We start from the raw sequence: 15,279 nt of genomic DNA, 5'->3' as shown, positions 1-15,279 counted from the left end.
CTGCCCTCCGGGGGTGCGCCGGTCACTTGCCGCCGTTGATGACGGCCTTGGGGATCGCGCCGGTGCCGGCACCCCACTTGTCGAGCACCTTCTGGTAGGAGCCGTCGGCGATGATCGCGTCCACGGCCTCCTTCAGGACGTCGCGCAGCTCGGTGTTGTCCTTGTTCACGGCGATGCCGAACGGGCCCGCGTCGACCTGCTCGCCGACCACCTCGAAGTCGTTGCCGCCGCCGGCCTTGCGGGCCAGGTCGACCGCGACCGGGTAGTCGTTGACGCCCGCGACCGCGCCGCCCGACTTCACACGGGTCTGGGCCTCGGTGTCGTTCTCGAACGACTGGATGTCGACGGCCTTCTCGCCACCGTCCGTACAGGCCTTGGACTGCTTCTCCAGGGCCTCCTCGTAGGTGGTGCCGCGCTGGACCGCCGCGCCCTTGCCGCACAGGTCCTCGATGGACTTGATGCCCTCGGGGTTGCCCTTCTTGGTGTAGACGGCGGTGCCGGCCAGGAAGTAGTCGACGAAGTCGACGCCCTTGCCGAGCTTCTTGCCGCTGTCGTCGAGGCCTTCCTGGCGCTGCTTGTTGTCCGTGATGGACGACATGGCGATGTCGTGGCGGCCGGTGTTCAGAGCGGTGATCAGGCCGTCGAAGGAGCCGGAGGTGAATTCGAACCGCACACCGAGCTTCTCGCCGAGAGCCGCGGCGATGTCCGGGTCCACACCGACGATCTTGCCGTTCTCGACGGACTCCATGGGGGCGTACTCGGCGTTGGTGCCGACCTTGATCACGCCCGACTTCTGGTACTTCTCGGGGAGCTTGTCGAAGAGCGGCGCGCTGTTCTCGGCGGTGGCACCGTCACCGGTCTTGGTGGCCGCGTCGTCGGTCTGGTCCCCGCAGGCGGTCAGCAGCAGGGTGCCGGCGACCGCGACCGCGCAGACCGCGGCAATCCGGGACTTCGCGGTCGTACGACGAATGGTGCTTGCGGTCATGGTCGGTGTCCTCCGGCGGTGAGGGAAGGCTGGTCAGGTGGGCACGCACGCACCTTCGAGTGTCGCCACCTTGTGTGATTAGGGCATCTTGCCATTCGGACGGGCCCATTCAGGGGGCCGGGCATGTCAAAATCGGGTAACGGGCGACCCCCGGACCTCAACGGGCTTGTGCCGCAAGGCCGGATCATCTCTCGGTATTCGAGCGCCCCGCCGGAGAATCTCCAGCACGTCTCGACCCGTGGACGACCTTTGTGTCCCTTAGTGGACTTGTCCAGATATTCGACTATGAGTCATGTCACCGCGTTGTTATGGACTCGTCCCGGGCCTGGTCCGTCAGGTAAGAAAGACCTTTACACCCCTCATCCGGGGCTCAGGGCGCGTGTGCGGCGCGCCCGCGCGTACACCTCTCCGGCCGGGAGGGCGGGACGACCGCCCGGGGCCGGAAACGTACGCGGTGCCCGCCCACCCCTCCTCAACCAGGAGTGGCCACCCTCAAATGATGAAGACTTAAGGGGTCAACACAATGGCAGCGGAGATCGTCAATCCTCGCAGCGACAGCACGGCCGGCACCGCCGGCGCGGACGGTATCGGTGCGGACGAGCCGTTCGATCCGGCTTTCGCCTTGCACCGGGGCGGGAAGATGGCCGTGCAGGCCACCGTCCCGATCCGTGACAAGGACGACCTTTCCCTCGCGTACACGCCCGGCGTCGCCAAGGTGTGCAGCGCCATCGCCGAAAAGCCCGAGCTGGTCCACGACTACACCTGGAAGTCGCAGGTCGTCGCCGTCGTGACCGACGGCACCGCCGTGCTCGGCCTCGGGGACATCGGTCCCGAGGCGTCCCTCCCCGTGATGGAGGGCAAGGCGATCCTCTTCAAGCAGTTCGGCGGGGTGGACGCGGTTCCGATCGCGCTCGCCACGACCGACGCGGACGAGATCGTCGAGACCGTGGTGCGGCTCGCGCCGTCCTTCGGCGGTGTCAACCTGGAGGACATCTCGGCGCCCCGGTGCTTCGAGATCGAACGCAAGCTCCAGGAGCGCCTGGACATCCCGGTGTTCCACGACGACCAGCACGGTACGGCCGTCGTGACGCTCGCCGCCCTGCGGAACGCCGCGAAGCTCTCCGGCCGGACCCTCGGCGACCTGCGCGGTGTCATCTCCGGCGCGGGCGCGGCCGGTGTGGCCATCGCGAAGTTCCTGCTGGAGGCGGGTATCGGCGACATCGCCGTCGCCGACCGCAAGGGCATCGTCAGCCGGGACCGCGACGACCTCACGGACGTCAAGCGCGAGCTGGCCGGGCTCACCAACCGGGCCGGTGTCAGCGGCCCGCTGGAGAAGGCCCTGGCGGGCGCCGACGTGTTCATCGGCGTCTCCGGCGGCACCGTGCCGGAGGCGGCCGTCGCCTCGATGGCGCCGGGCGCGTTCGTCTTCGCCATGGCCAACCCGGACCCGGAGGTCCACCCCGACGTCGCGCACAAGTACGCGTCCGTGGTGGCCACCGGCCGGTCGGACTACCCGAACCAGATCAACAACGTGCTGGCGTTCCCGGGCATCTTCGCGGGCGCCCTCCAGGTCAGGGCCTCCCGGATCACCGAGGGCATGAAGATCGCCGCGGCGAAGGCACTGGCGGACGTCGTCGGTGACGAGCTGGCGGCGGACTACGTGATCCCGTCCCCGTTCGACGAGCGGGTCGCACCGGCGGTCACCGCCGCGGTGGCGGCGGCGGCCCGTGCCGAGGGCGTGGCGCGGCGCTGATCACCGTGGAGGGCGGGCGGGCACGGGACCGTGTCCGCCCGCCCTTCGTGTATGCGGGGCCGCGGGAGGCAGGGGCGCCGGTCTCTGCCTCCCGCCGCGGTGAGGACGCCGCCTCCCGGTGAGGGCGCGGCCTCCTCCGCGACGAGGGCACCACCGGTCCCGCCCGGCTCCCGCCCCCGCTCCTGCTCCGGCCGGCCGGCCGGTCGGCCCGCCCGCCGGGCCATCGGGCGTACTGGGGTCTGTGTCACACCATCGAACGGTTACGTCACGGCGTGTCACCCCCTAGGGTCGTGGCCATGTTCGCCGCCTACGCCGCACGCATCGACCGCGACCAGCCTCTCGACGGCCTGGAGTTGGGTGAGCGCCCTGCCCCCGGGGCGCGGCCCGGCTGGACCACCGTCCGGGTCAAGGCCGCCTCGCTCAACCACCACGACCTGTGGTCCCTGCGCGGGGTGGGGCTCGCCGAGGACAAGCTGCCCATGATCCTCGGCTGTGACGCTGCCGGGATCGACGAGGACGGCAACGAGGTCGTCCTGCACTCCGTCATCGGCCAGAGCGGCCACGGGGTCGGCCCCGGCGAACCGCGGTCCATCCTCACCGAGCGCTATCAGGGCACCTTCGCCGAACTGGTCACCGTGCCGAGCTGGAACGTCCTGCCCAAGCCCAGGGAGCTCACCTTCGAGCAGGCCGCCTGCCTCCCCACGGCCTGGCTGACGGCCTATCGGATGCTGTTCACCAACGCCGGTGTGCGCCCGGGGGATTCCGTACTCGTCCAGGGCGCGGGCGGCGGGGTGGCCACCGCCGCGATCGTGCTGGGCAAGGCCGCCGGCCTCAGGATGTACGCCACCAGCCGTGACGAGGCGAAGCGTGAGCGGGCCGTCGAACTGGGGGCCGTCGAGGCGTACGAGCCCGGTGCCCGGCTGCCGAGGAGGGTCGACGCCGTCATCGAGACCGTCGGGGCCGCGACCTGGTCCCACTCGGTGAAGTCGCTGCGGCCCGGGGGCACCGTGGTCATCTCCGGCGCGACCAGCGGCGACCGCCCCTCCCACGCGGAGCTGACCCGGATCTTCTTCCTGGAACTCAAGGTCGTCGGCTCCACGATGGGGTCCAAGGACGAACTGGAGGACCTGCTGTCGTTCTGCGCCGCCACCGGCGTACGGCCCGTCATCGACGGGACCCTGCCGCTGGACCGGGCCAGGGAGGGCTTCGAGCGGCTCGCGGCGGGAGAGCTGTTCGGGAAGATCGTGCTGACCACATCGTGATGCCGGAAGAGGCCGGCGGCCTCACGGGGGAGCGGGCCGGTGGTCCGGCGGGGAGCGGTCCGGCAGGGGAGCGGTCCGTCGGCCCGGCGGGGGAGCGGGCCGGTGGTCCGGTGGCGGTGGGCGGCGAGCCGCGCGCATCCGGGGGGTTCGTGCTGCGGCCCTGGCGGGCGGAGGACGTGGCCGCTGTGCTGCGGGCCTTCGCCCCGAAGGAGATGTCCCGGCAGTCGGGCGGCCGCCCGGTCACCACCCCGGCCGAGGCGCGGGACTGGATCACCGGCCGCGAGCGGGAGCGCGCGGCCGGCACCGCCTTCACCTGGGCCGTCGTCCGGGGCGGGGAGCCCCTCGGGAGCGTGTCCGTGTCCGCCGTGGACAGGGTCCACGGATCCGGCTGGGTGTCCTACTGGACCACCGGGACCGCACGCGGCACCGGGGTGGCCACGGCCGGTGTGCGGGCCCTCGCCCGCTGGGCCTTCGACGAGCTCGGGCTGTACCGGCTGGAACTCGGACACCGGACGGACAACCCGGCCTCCTGCGCGGTGGCCCGCCGGGCCGGCTTCCCGGCGGAAGGCATCGAACGGGCGAAACTGCGCTACAGGGACACCCGGTACGACGTGGAGCGGCACGCCCGTCTCGCCACCGATTATGTCAACTGGGGTTGACGTCCCCTCTCTGTCAACGTACGTTGACGTCATGACGGAAGCAACGGATCTCGCCGCGCGCGCCGGTGACCGCGACCCGAGGGTCGGGCTGCGGGCCGTCGCCGCGCTGCGGCGGCTGCTGGAACAACTTGAGGCCGTCCAGGTCAGGAGCGCCCGTGCGCAGGGCTGGTCGTGGCAGGAGATCGCCGCCGAGCTGGGCGTCAGCCGGCAGGCCGTACACAAGAAGTACGGGAGGCGTTGATGTTCGAGCGATTCACCCAGGCGGCTCGTGCCACGGTGACCGGGGCGGTGACCCATGCCGAGCAGGCCGGCGCGGACTCGGTGACCGAGGAACACCTGCTGTTGTCCTTGCTGGACCAGCGGGACGGCAGGTCGGCCTTCGCCGTCACCGCGCTGGGGCTCACCGACCGCCGGGCGTCGCTGGAGGCGGCGCTCGGAGAGGCCCGCCGGCGTGGCGGCCTGACCAAGGCGGACACGGAAGCGCTCGCCGGTATCGGGGTCGACGTCGACGAGATCGTGGCCCGGATCGAGGGGGCGCACGGGGAGGGGGCCCTCGCCGCTGACCGCTCCGGCCGCCGCCGGCGGCAGGGACGACGCCCCTTCACCGGGGGCGCCAAGAAGATCCTGGAGAAATCCCTTCGCGTCGCCCTCGGCCGGGGTGACCGCTTCATCGGGGAGGAGCACATCCTGCTGGCGCTGACGGCGAGCCCCGGGATCGTCGCCGATGCGCTCGCGGACCACGGTGCGACCTACGCGGCGGTGGAACGGGCGCTGTACGGGACCGGGGGAGAAGGCAGGGCCGAGGCCGGCTGAGACGCCGACACGGACCTGGGCCCGGTGCGCCCCGGAGCCCGTCCTCCCGGGCCCGGTGTGCCCCGTGCCCCGGACCTCGTTTCTCCGGGCCCGGTGTGCCCCCGTGTACCCGGGCCCGGTCCCCGCGGTCCCGGGTCGGGTGTACGCCCGCCTGGACGGGTGTGCCCGCCGGGACCGTGTGGCCGGGGCAGGCCGGGGCAGGCCGGGCCGGCCACACGGTGTCCCCGCCCCGGCCGCGCACGCCGGGCCCCCTTACCGCGGGTGCGAGGTGTCGTCGGCGGGTGAGCGGAGCAGCGTCTCGATGCGGGCGGCGGCGGTGGAGAGGTGGCGCCGGGTCTCCGACAGCCGGTGCTCGTCGATACCGCAGTCCCGTGCGGTGTCCCTGATGTCGTCGCGGAAGCGGTCCAGCAGCCGGTCCAGGTCGCGGGCGGGATCGCCGGTGGTCCGGGCGTCGGCGGCCCACTCGATGTCCGGTTCGGCCGGATCGGGCGCGGTGAACGTCGGCCAGGAACCGGTCCTCGCGAAGTTGCCCAGCTGGCCGGTGATCTCGGCCAGTCCCTCCCGCACACCGGACGGCCAGTCGCCGCGCGCGAAGTGCTCCTGCACCTGCCGTGCGGCACTCTGCATCTGCTCCCGGGCCTTCTCGTGTGCTTCCTGGGCCTGGCGGCGGGCCCGGTCGGCCTCCTCGCGGGCCCGGCGTGATTCGGCCTTCGCCCTGCGGGCCTGCTCCTTCCACTCCTGCTTCGCCTTGCGCAGCTCCTCCTTCGCGATGCGCCAGGCGTCGCTCTCCCCGGCCTCCGGTGCCCCGTCCTCCCCGGGGCCGCCCTGCCCCTGCTGGGCCCGGGAGGCCGCCGCGCGCATCTCGCTGCGCAGCTTGCCCGCGGCGCCGCGCACGTCGTCACGGATCTCGGCGGCCAGCTCCGAGACCGACTCGCGGATCTCCAGCTCCAGGTCGGCCAGCTCGCCGCCGCGGCCCGCCAGCTCCTCCCGGCCCGCGTCGGTGATGGAGTAGACCTTGCGCCCGCCTTCCGTGGCGTGGGTGACCAGCCCTTCGGCCTCCAGCTTGGCCAGCCGCGGATAGACGGTGCCCGCGGACGGGGCGTACAGGCCGTGGAAGCGCTCCTCCAGGAGGCGGATCACCTCGTACCCGTGGCGAGGGGCCTCGTCCAGCAGTTTGAGGAGGTACAGGCGCAGTCGGCCGTGGGCGAAAACGGGAGCCATGTCAGAGCACCTTTCCGGTCGGCTCGGCATCCTGGGGGGCCTCCTGGGCCGGTGGCCGGCGCAGGAGGGCGATCGAACCGGAGACGGTGGTGGCCTTCAGCCGGCCCGTGCCCGCCCCCAGCTTGCCGGTGATCCTCTTCGCGCCCCACTGGCCGCTGACCCGGAGGTCCTCGAAGGCGTTGCTGACCGCGCCGGTGGTGGTGTTCGCCTCCACCTTCGCGTCCGCCGGATGCGGCAGCCGGATCGCGATCTCACCGCTGACCGTGGTCAGGCTGATGTCCGTCGGCTCCGCCGAGGTGTCGAGGTCCAGCACCATGTCCCCGCTGATCGTGTCGGCCCGCACCGAGGACCCGGCGCCCTCGACGACCGTGAGGTCGCCCGACACGGAGTGGAAGCGGAGATCACCGGTCATGGCCTGGACCTCCAGGCTGCCGGATACGGTCTCCGCGCGGACCGGCCCGGAGAGCCTCACGAGTGTGGCGTCACCGCCGACGCCCCGCACCTCCGTGCGCCCGTGGACGCCGGAGACGACGGCCCCCGCACCGATCACGCCGACCTCCACCGCGGACCCGGCCGGTACCGCGAGCGAGACCACCGCCCGCCGCCGTGGGGCCCGGCGGTCGAGCCAGTTCAGGAACTCCTTCCACGGCAGGTCCTCGTACGCCACGGTCAGCACACCGTCCCGCTGGGTGACGACCAGGGGCGGGCCGTTGATCTCCGAGACCTCCAGCCGCGCCGTCGGCTCCGAGGTCCCCACGACGTTGACCACGCCGTCGACGACGCGCACACGGAGCGTCGTCACGGGGTCGTCGAAGGTGAGCTTCCGGGGCTCGGCGACGGTCCACGTGGATTCAGGCATGGGTCTGACCTCCTGGAGCGTGGCATCACGCAACATATCGCGTCTCTGATGAACACGATATATCGCGGATCGCGTAAGTCAAGGGTGATCCATGGGGCCTGCCATGGTCGATATAGGTACAAATGGCACCTTGGATGGGCAAACTGACCTAGCGTATGAGCATGAGCACAAGATCCGTGGGCGCGCTTCTGCTGTGCCGGACCGACCCCGAGACCGTGCGGCCGCCGGCTCATCTGCTGCGGGAGAACATGCTGCTCCTGCCCGCCGGGACCGGCTGGAGCGTGCTGGTCCCCGAGGGGAAGCCGTGGCGCCCCGGCCCCGTCGAACAGGGACACGCGGGCCCGGAGACGGAGAGCGAGCCCGTCGACCGGGTCATGGGCGGATGGGCCACCGCGCTCGCGGTCGGCTCGCCCTGGCCGGTGCTGGCGCTGTGGTGGGACGGTGACCGGGCCGGATACACCCTGGCCGCGGGATTCCGCCGCCCGGTCGGCTACGTCTGGCTGGCCGACGGCACCCCGGCCGGCGAGGACGAGGCCATGCGCACCTTCGCGGTGCGCCTGGGCCTCGACCCGGTCATGGACCTCCAGGAACTGGAGGAACTCACCCGCCAGGACCCGGAGTCGGACGCCGCCGCCCGGCTGCGCGGACTGCTCGCCGTGCTCACCCGCGCCGGAGTGGCCCTGCCCGCAGGACTGGTCCCGGGCGCGCCGGCCGACCGGCTGCGTACCGCGGCCGAGGTGCACCCGAAGGCGGAACGCATCGAATGGGGCGGCTGGCGCGATGCCGTCCAGGTGGAGCTCGACGTCGTCGAGAGCTCCGGACTCGGTCCCTGGATGCGCGGCCCGAGAGCGCGCGCCGTGGCCACCGCACAGATCGCCGCGGGCCTGCCGCTCACCCTGTGGGGCATGGGCAGACGCAGCGGCGGCTGGACCACGGCCGGCCTGCTGCTGCTCGTACAGGGAGTGCTGGGACTGGCGTACGACCGGTTCAGGGCCGGGGCGGAACGCGACCCGCGAGGACTACCGGGGCGGTGAACCCAGGCACGCCCCTGACCTCAGCACGCCCCTGACCCCGGCACGGCCCCCGGCCCCGGCAGGCCGTCCGGCCTCAGCGCACCGTCCGGCCTCAGCGCACCGTCCGGCACAGGGGCCCCGGGTGCCCGGCCCCGAGGCCGCGGGCGCCCGGTCGCGCGGTGACGCGGGGCGCGAGGCGCCCGCTCACTCGTCCTCGTCGTCGTCCAGCCGGGCCAGCCACGTCGCCAGACGCTCGACGGGGACCTCGAAGTCGGGGTTGAGGTCGACGAACGTCCTCAGCTGCTCGGCGAGCCACTCGAAGGTGACCTCCTCCTCGCCGCGCCGCTTCTCCAGTTCCTCGATACCACGGTCGGTGAAATACATGCCTGTGCTCGCTCCGGGTGATCTGTCGTCGTCCTGCCTGCGACTACCTGCAAGGGTAGGGCGTGCGCCCTTCGCGCACCGTCCCCGGGACATTGTCCCCGAAGGCGCCGCGGGGGAAGCGCCGCCCGTGCGCCCGGCCACGAGGGGCGCGCCACCACACCGAAGGGCCCGGCCCCCGCGGACGAACCGCGGGGGCCGGGCCCTTCTCCGGACACGACAGCCGGTCAGGCCTCGAAGACCTCGTTGATCAGCTGGGTCTGCTCGGCCTGGTGGCGCTTGGCCGAACCGACCGCCGGGGACGAGCCGTGCGGACGCGAGATGCGGCGCAGGCGCTCACCGTGCGGCACGTCGGCGCCGACGGCCAGGTCCAGGTGGTCGATCAGGTTGAGCGCGATGAACGGCCACGCACCCTGGTTGGCCGGCTCCTCCTGGGCCCACAGGTACTTCTCGGCGTTCGGGTACTTGGCGATCTCGGCCTGGACCTCCGCACCCGGCAGCGGGTACAGGCGCTCCAGACGGATGATCGCCGTCTCCGTGTCGCCGCGCTTGACCCGCTCGGCGTCCAGGTCGTAGAAGAGCTTGCCCGCGCAGAAGACGACCTTGCGGACGGCTTCCGGCTTGACCGAGTCGTCGCCGATGACCGGACGGAACCCGCCCGTGGTGAACTCCTCCACCTTCGACGCCGCGGCCTTCAGGCGCAGCATCGACTTCGGGGTGAAGACGACCAGCGGCTTGTGGTGCGGGTTGTGCACCTGCCACCGCAGGAGGTGGAAGTAGTTCGACGGCAGGGTCGGCATCGCGACCGTCATGTTGTTCTGCGCGCACAGCTGGAGGAAGCGCTCCGGGCGGGCGGAACTGTGGTCCGGGCCCTGGCCCTCGTAACCGTGCGGCAGCAGCAGCGTGACGCCGGACGTCTGGCCCCACTTCTGCTCGGCCGAGGAGATGAACTCGTCCACGACGGTCTGCGCGCCGTTGACGAAGTCACCGAACTGGGCCTCCCAGATCACCAGCGACTCCGGGCGGGCCAGCGAGTAGCCGTACTCGAAGCCCATCGCCGCGTACTCGCTGAGCAGCGAGTCGTAGACGTTGTAACGTGCCTGCTCGTCCGTCAGGTACAGCAGCGGGGTGTAGTCCTCGCCGGTCTTCTGGTCGACGAGGACCGCGTGGCGCTGGCCGAAGGTGCCGCGGCGGCTGTCCTGGCCGGCGAGCCGGACCGGGGTGCCCTCCATCAGCAGCGAACCGATGGCCAGGGTCTCGCCCATGCCCCAGTCGATCGTGCCGTTCTCCACGGACGCGGCCCGGCGCTGCATCTGCGGCAGCAGGCGCGGGTGCACGGTGACCGTGTCCGGGATGTTCACCTGGGACTCGGCGATCACCTTGACGACCTCGGAGGTCACCGCGGTGTTCACGGCGACCGGGAACTCCGCCTGGACGTCCGGGACATGCGGCTGGGCCGGGGCGGAGGTGGCCTCGCGGACCTCCGCGAAGACCTTCTCCAGCTGCCCCTGGAAGTCCTGGAGCGCCTGCTCGGCCTCTTCCAGCGTGATGTCGCCGCGACCGATGAGGGACTCGGTGTACAGCTTGCGCACCGAGCGCTTCTTGTCGATCAGGGTGTACATCTGCGGGTTGGTGAACTCCGGGTTGTCGCCCTCGTTGTGACCGCGGCGGCGGTAGCAGATGAGGTCGATGACGACGTCCTTGTTGAACGTCTGCCGGTACTCGAAGGCGAGCCGCGCGACGCGGACCACGGCCTCCGGGTCGTCGCCGTTGACGTGGATGATCGGCGCCTCGATCATGCGCGCCACGTCGGTGGCGTACATCGAGGAGCGCGAGGACTCCGGGGCGGCGGTGAAACCGACCTGGTTGTTGATCACCACGTGCACGGTGCCGCCGGTGCGGTAGCCGCGCAGCTGCGACATGTTGAGCGTCTCGGCGACGACGCCCTGGCCCGCGAAGGCCGCGTCGCCGTGGAGCGCCACGGGCAGGACCGTGAAGTCCGTGCCGCCCTTGTTGATGATGTCCTGCTTGGCGCGGGCGATGCCCTCCAGGACCGGGTCGACCGCCTCCAGGTGCGAGGGGTTGGCGGCCAGCGAGACCTTGATCTGCTCGCCGTCCAGCCCGGTGAAGGTGCCCTCGGCGCCCAGGTGGTACTTGACGTCACCGGAGCCGTGCATCGACCGCGGGTCGAGGTTGCCCTCGAACTCCCGGAAGATCTGGGCGTACGACTTGCCGACGATGTTCGCCAGGACGTTGAGGCGGCCGCGGTGGGCCATGCCGATGACGACCTCGTCGAGGCGGGCCTCGGCGGCGGAGTCGATGACCGCGTCGAGCAGGGGGATGACGGACTCGCCGCCCTCCAGCGAGAACCGCTTCTGGCCGACGTACTTGGTCTGCAGGAACGTCTCGAACGCCTCGGCGGCGTTGAGGCGGCGCAGGATCCGCAGCTGCTCCTCGCGCTCCGGGGCCGGACGCGGGCGCTCCACCCGGTCCTGGAGCCACTTGCGCTCCTTCGGCTCCTGGATGTGCATGAACTCGATGCCGGTGGTGCGGCAGTACGACTCACGCAGGACACCGAGGATGTCGCGGAGCTTCATCATCGTCTTGCCGGCGAAACCGCCGACCGCGAAGTCCCGCTCCAGGTCCCACAGGGTGAGACCGTGCTCGGTGATGTCCAGGTCGGGGTGCTTACGCTGGCGGTACTCCAGCGGGTCGGTGTCGGCCATGACGTGGCCGCGGACCCGGTAGGAGTGGATCAGCTCGAAGACCCGCGCGGCCTTGGTGACGTCGTCGTCGTGCGAGGCGTCGATGTCCTTGAGCCAGCGGACCGGCTCGTAGGGGATGCGGAGCGCCTTGAAGATCTCGTCGTAGAAGTCGTTCTCGCCGAGCAGCAGCTGGGCCAGGACCCGCAGGAACTCGCCGGACGCGGCGCCCTGGATGACCCGGTGGTCGTACGTCGAGGTCAGGGTCATGACCTTGGAGATGCCCAGCTTGTTCAGGGTGTCCTGCGAGGTGCCCTGGAACTCGGCCGGGTAGTCCATCGCGCCGACGCCCATGATGAGGCCCTGACCGGGCATCAGGCGGGGCACCGAGTGCACGGTGCCGATGCCGCCGGGGTTGGTCAGCGAGGCGGTGACGCCGGTGAAGTCGTCCATCCCCAGCTTGCCGACGCGGGCACGGCGGACGATGTCCTCGTAGGCCTGCCAGAACTCGAAGAAGTTGAGGGTCTCGGCCTTCTTGATGGCCGCGACGACGAGCTGGCGGTCGCCGTTCGGCTTCACCAGGTCGATGGCCAGGCCGAGGTTGACGTGCTCCGGCTTGACCAGGGTCGGCTTGCCGTCCTTGACCGCGAAGGAGTAGTTCATCGACGGCATGGCCTTGAGGGCCTGCACCATGGCGTACCCGATGAGGTGCGTGAAGGAGATCTTCCCGCCGCGGGCGCGCTTGAGGTGGTTGTTGATGACGATGCGGTTGTCGAACAGCAGCTTCACCGGGACGGCGCGGACGGACGTGGCCGTCGGCAGCTCCAGCGAGGCGTTCATGTTCTTCGCCACGGCCGCGGACGGGCCGCGCAGCGTCACGTACTCGGGGCCGGCCGGGGCCTCGGTGGAGGCGTCGGCCTTCGCCGCCGGAGCGGGCGCGGCCTCGGCCGGCTTCGCGGGGGCTGCCTTCGCGGGAGCCGGCTTCGCCGGGGCGGCGGCGGCCGGCGGGGCCGCCTTCACGGGTGCGGCGGGCGCGGGCGCCGGGGCCTTCGCCGGTGCGGCGGCGGCCGGGGCTGCGGGGGTCGCGGTCGGAGCCGGGGTCACCGGGACCGTGGGGACGGGCTTGTCCGCCGTGCCGGACGTGCCCGGCTTGTAGTCGGCGAAGAAGTCCCACCAGGCGCGGTCGACCGAATTGGGATCCTGGAGGTACTGCTGGTAGATCTCGTCGACGAGCCACTCATTGGGGCCGAACGCGGCCGCCGGGTTGGACCCGGAGCCAGCTTCTTGATCGGTCGAGATGCTTGAGTTACTGGGGGACTGAGACGACACGGCGGCAACCGCCCTCTTCCGCTTCACAAGGTGATGGACAGCGGAAATCAAGGCTACGCCTCCCAAGCCGTTACGTGCAGGCCCGGCCTGGTCTTCGTCGTGCACATCACATTGGAAGCCAGGTTTCGGTGCGCGAAATGGCGGGAAACAAGCGGGGTTCCGCCGTGCTTCGGTACGCGAGGCCGAGGTTCGGCCCCTTGGACCGTATCTCCTCCCTGGTCAGAAGGGAGAACTTGGGCCTCCGGTTCGGACCGTCGGTCAACCGCGGAGCTGTGGATTCCCTGGAAGAGTGACCTGGATCCGGCAACCCCGAGCGGATTCGGCCACTCCGATGCGTCCGCCGTGCAGATCCACGGCCCAGCGGGCGATGGCGAGGCCCAGACCGGTGCCGCCGTCGCTGCCGGGGCCGTGCGGGGACGGGACCTGCCCCCGGTTGAAGCGCTCGAAGACCCGGTGGCGCTCGGCCTCCGGGATGCCCGGCCCCTCGTCGACGACCTCCAGCTCCAGCGACTCGGGGCAGGCCCCGCGCCGCGCCAGCACCGTCACCCTGCCGTGCGGCGGACTGTGCTTGACGGCGTTGTCGATGAGGTTGGCGACCACCTGGTGCAGGCGTTCCGCGTCCGCGTAGGCCGTCAGTTCGGGCGGTGACACGTCGAGGTGGAGGTGCACGTCCGTGCGGGAGTGGTTGCCGGAGCCCGAGGAGAGCCGGCGCTGCGAGGCCGCGAGGTTGGCCTCCTTCAGTACGCCCGACAGGTACGGCCACACCTCGAAGCGGCGGGCCTTCAGCGCCACCACGCCGTTGTCCAGGCGGGAGAGGTCCAGCAGGGTCTCCACGAGGCCGCCGAGCCGCTCCGTCTGTTTCAGGGCGGTGCGCATCGTCTCGGGATCGGCGGAGGACACCCCGTCCACCACGTTCTCCAGCACGGCTCTGAGCGCGGCGATCGGGGTGCGCAGCTCGTGGGAGACGTTGGCCACCAGCTCCTTGCGGTGCCGGTCCTCCGCCTCCAGGTCGTCCGCCATGCGGTTGATCGTCCGGGCGAGGTCCCCGAGTTCGTCGCGGCGCCCCGCGCCGCTCACCCGCCGCGTGTAGTCGCCGTGCGAGATGGACCGGGCCACCGCCCGCATCTCGTCCAGCGGCGCGGTCAGGCCGTGGGCCACGAACTGGGTGATCAGCAGGGTCGCGATCACCGAGAACACCGTGATGAACCGGAACTCGGTCCGGGTCCGCAGGGCGACGATCAGCAGACCCGTGGTGATGAACACCGAGATCACGACGAGTGTGCCGAGTTTCGCCTTGATGGAGAAGGGCCGCAGTCCGGAACCGGGCCGGGTCATGGCGCGGGGGTCTCCAGGGCGTAGCCGACACCGTGCACGGTACGGATGCGCTCGGCGCCGATCTTCCGGCGCAGCGCCTTGATGTGGCTGTCGACGGTGCGCGTGCCGGACGCGTCGGCCCAGTCCCACACCTCGGCCAGCAGCTGCTCCCGGGAGAGCACCGCCCGGGGGGTGTTGGCCAGGCAGACCAGCAGGTCGAACTCGGTCGGCGTGAGGTGGACGTCGTCGGCGCGCACCCGGACCCGGCGCTGCGCGTGGTCGATCTCCAGCTCGCCGAGCCGGAGGATGCCGCTGCGCGGCGTCACGGCGGCCAGCGCCGCGCGCTCGACCCGCCGCAGCAGGACGTGCACCCGCGCGGCCAGCTCGCGCATGGAGAACGGCTTCGTCATGTAGTCGTCGGCGCCGACCCCGAGCCCGACCAGCATGTCGGTCTCGTCGTCCCGTGCGGTGAGCATCAGCACCGGCACCGGCCGCTGGGCCTGCACCCGGCGGCAGACCTCCAGGCCGTCGAAGCCGGGAAGCATGATGTCGAGCACCATCAGGTCCGGCTGCCATGCCTCGGCCGCGTCCACGGCCGCGGGCCCGTCCAGTGCGGTCTGCACCAGAAAGCCCTCGGCCCGCAGACGGGCGGAGACGGCATCGACGATCGTCGCGTCGTCCTCGACCACCAGGACCCGGCGCTGGGCCCCGGGGGTGGCCGCGACGCCGTTGTGGGTGGTGTGTGTCTGTTCCATCGCCCCGCCCCTGCCCGTTCTCGCGGAGGCCATTCCCCCCGGGACACGGTTTTCGCTCGTGGATTTCGTGGGTCACAGCCCCTGTACCGCTCAGCAGCGTAAGGGGAGAAGAGGGCTCTCGGCTACGCAGGGTGTTGTCCGGTCCGCGGGAGCGGCCCCCGCGGAGGGGGCCGCCCGGCACCCGTACGGCGCTTTCGCGGCGGGAGAGCGGGACCGTGCGTACGGGGAGGGGG

At 71.4% G+C, this 15,279-nt stretch carries 13 protein-coding genes; 6 read left to right on the top strand and 7 right to left on the bottom strand.

Features of this window, described 5'->3' with window-relative positions; all coding sequences use genetic code 11:
- Window positions 1-22: 22 nt before the first annotated feature.
- On the bottom strand, window positions 23-985 hold the full coding sequence (locus CP967_RS10560) for an ABC transporter substrate-binding protein (protein ID WP_150487734.1): 963 nt from the start codon (window positions 983-985) through the stop codon (window positions 23-25).
- 523 nt (window positions 986-1,508) lie between these two features.
- On the opposite strand from CP967_RS10560, the gene CP967_RS10555 reads away from it, so the two are divergent.
- From CP967_RS10555 to CP967_RS10535, 5 genes are all read left to right on the top strand, one after another.
- On the top strand, window positions 1,509-2,738 hold the full coding sequence (locus tag CP967_RS10555; protein ID WP_150487733.1) for an NAD(P)-dependent malic enzyme: 1,230 nt from the start codon (window positions 1,509-1,511) through the stop codon (window positions 2,736-2,738).
- A 296-nt stretch (window positions 2,739-3,034) separates the two neighbouring features.
- Window positions 3,035-4,000 (top strand): zinc-binding dehydrogenase, encoded by a 966-nt coding sequence (locus tag CP967_RS10550; RefSeq protein WP_150487732.1) that lies wholly within the window; start codon window positions 3,035-3,037, stop codon window positions 3,998-4,000.
- The gene (locus tag CP967_RS10545; protein ID WP_150487731.1) at window positions 4,000-4,659 is read left to right on the top strand and encodes a GNAT family N-acetyltransferase; all 660 of its coding nucleotides are present in this window, start codon (window positions 4,000-4,002) and stop codon (window positions 4,657-4,659) included. Before CP967_RS10550 ends, CP967_RS10545 begins: the two co-directional genes overlap by 1 nt.
- Before the next feature lie 31 nt (window positions 4,660-4,690).
- Entirely contained in the window at window positions 4,691-4,900 is a 210-nt protein-coding gene (locus tag CP967_RS10540; RefSeq protein WP_064068547.1) for a helix-turn-helix domain-containing protein, read from the top strand.
- Complete coding sequence (locus CP967_RS10535; RefSeq protein ID WP_150487730.1) at window positions 4,900-5,472, top strand: Clp protease N-terminal domain-containing protein; 573 nt, start codon at window positions 4,900-4,902, stop codon at window positions 5,470-5,472. The genes CP967_RS10540 and CP967_RS10535 overlap by 1 nt, the downstream gene beginning before the upstream one ends.
- A gap of 252 nt (window positions 5,473-5,724) precedes the next feature.
- On the opposite strand, the gene CP967_RS10530 is transcribed toward CP967_RS10535, so the two are convergent.
- Window positions 5,725-6,693 carry a PadR family transcriptional regulator gene (locus tag CP967_RS10530; RefSeq protein WP_150487729.1) on the bottom strand — a complete coding sequence of 323 codons (969 nt, stop codon included), beginning with the start codon at window positions 6,691-6,693 and terminating at the stop codon, window positions 5,725-5,727.
- A 1-nt stretch (window position 6,694) separates the two neighbouring features.
- A complete protein-coding gene (locus CP967_RS10525; RefSeq protein ID WP_150487728.1) occupies window positions 6,695-7,552 on the bottom strand; it encodes a DUF4097 family beta strand repeat-containing protein in 858 nt (285 codons plus the stop codon).
- A gap of 161 nt (window positions 7,553-7,713) precedes the next feature.
- On the opposite strand from CP967_RS10525, the gene CP967_RS10520 reads away from it, so the two are divergent.
- On the top strand, window positions 7,714-8,586 hold the full coding sequence (locus CP967_RS10520; protein ID WP_150487727.1) for a hypothetical protein: 873 nt from the start codon (window positions 7,714-7,716) through the stop codon (window positions 8,584-8,586).
- A 183-nt stretch (window positions 8,587-8,769) separates the two neighbouring features.
- Here CP967_RS10520 and CP967_RS10515 read toward each other — a convergent pair whose 3' ends face one another.
- From CP967_RS10515 to CP967_RS10500, 4 genes are all read right to left on the bottom strand, one after another.
- Complete coding sequence (locus tag CP967_RS10515; protein WP_014048295.1) at window positions 8,770-8,949, bottom strand: DUF6104 family protein; 180 nt, start codon at window positions 8,947-8,949, stop codon at window positions 8,770-8,772.
- A 224-nt stretch (window positions 8,950-9,173) separates the two neighbouring features.
- Complete coding sequence (locus CP967_RS10510) at window positions 9,174-12,977, bottom strand: multifunctional oxoglutarate decarboxylase/oxoglutarate dehydrogenase thiamine pyrophosphate-binding subunit/dihydrolipoyllysine-residue succinyltransferase subunit (RefSeq protein WP_150487726.1); 3,804 nt, start codon at window positions 12,975-12,977, stop codon at window positions 9,174-9,176.
- A 258-nt stretch (window positions 12,978-13,235) separates the two neighbouring features.
- Window positions 13,236-14,312 (bottom strand): HAMP domain-containing sensor histidine kinase, encoded by a 1,077-nt coding sequence (locus tag CP967_RS10505; protein ID WP_150487725.1) that lies wholly within the window; start codon window positions 14,310-14,312, stop codon window positions 13,236-13,238.
- Window positions 14,309-15,046: a response regulator transcription factor gene (locus CP967_RS10500; RefSeq protein ID WP_150487724.1), complete on the bottom strand. Its 738-nt coding sequence runs from the start codon at window positions 15,044-15,046 to the stop codon at window positions 14,309-14,311. Before CP967_RS10500 ends, CP967_RS10505 begins: the two co-directional genes overlap by 4 nt.
- Window positions 15,047-15,279 lie beyond the last annotated feature (233 nt).

Origin of the sequence: Streptomyces nitrosporeus (genome assembly GCF_008704555.1) — a bacterium.
Classification (GTDB): Bacteria; Actinomycetota; Actinomycetes; order Streptomycetales; family Streptomycetaceae; genus Streptomyces; species Streptomyces nitrosporeus.
This window is presented reverse-complemented; position numbering and strand designations above follow the sequence as displayed.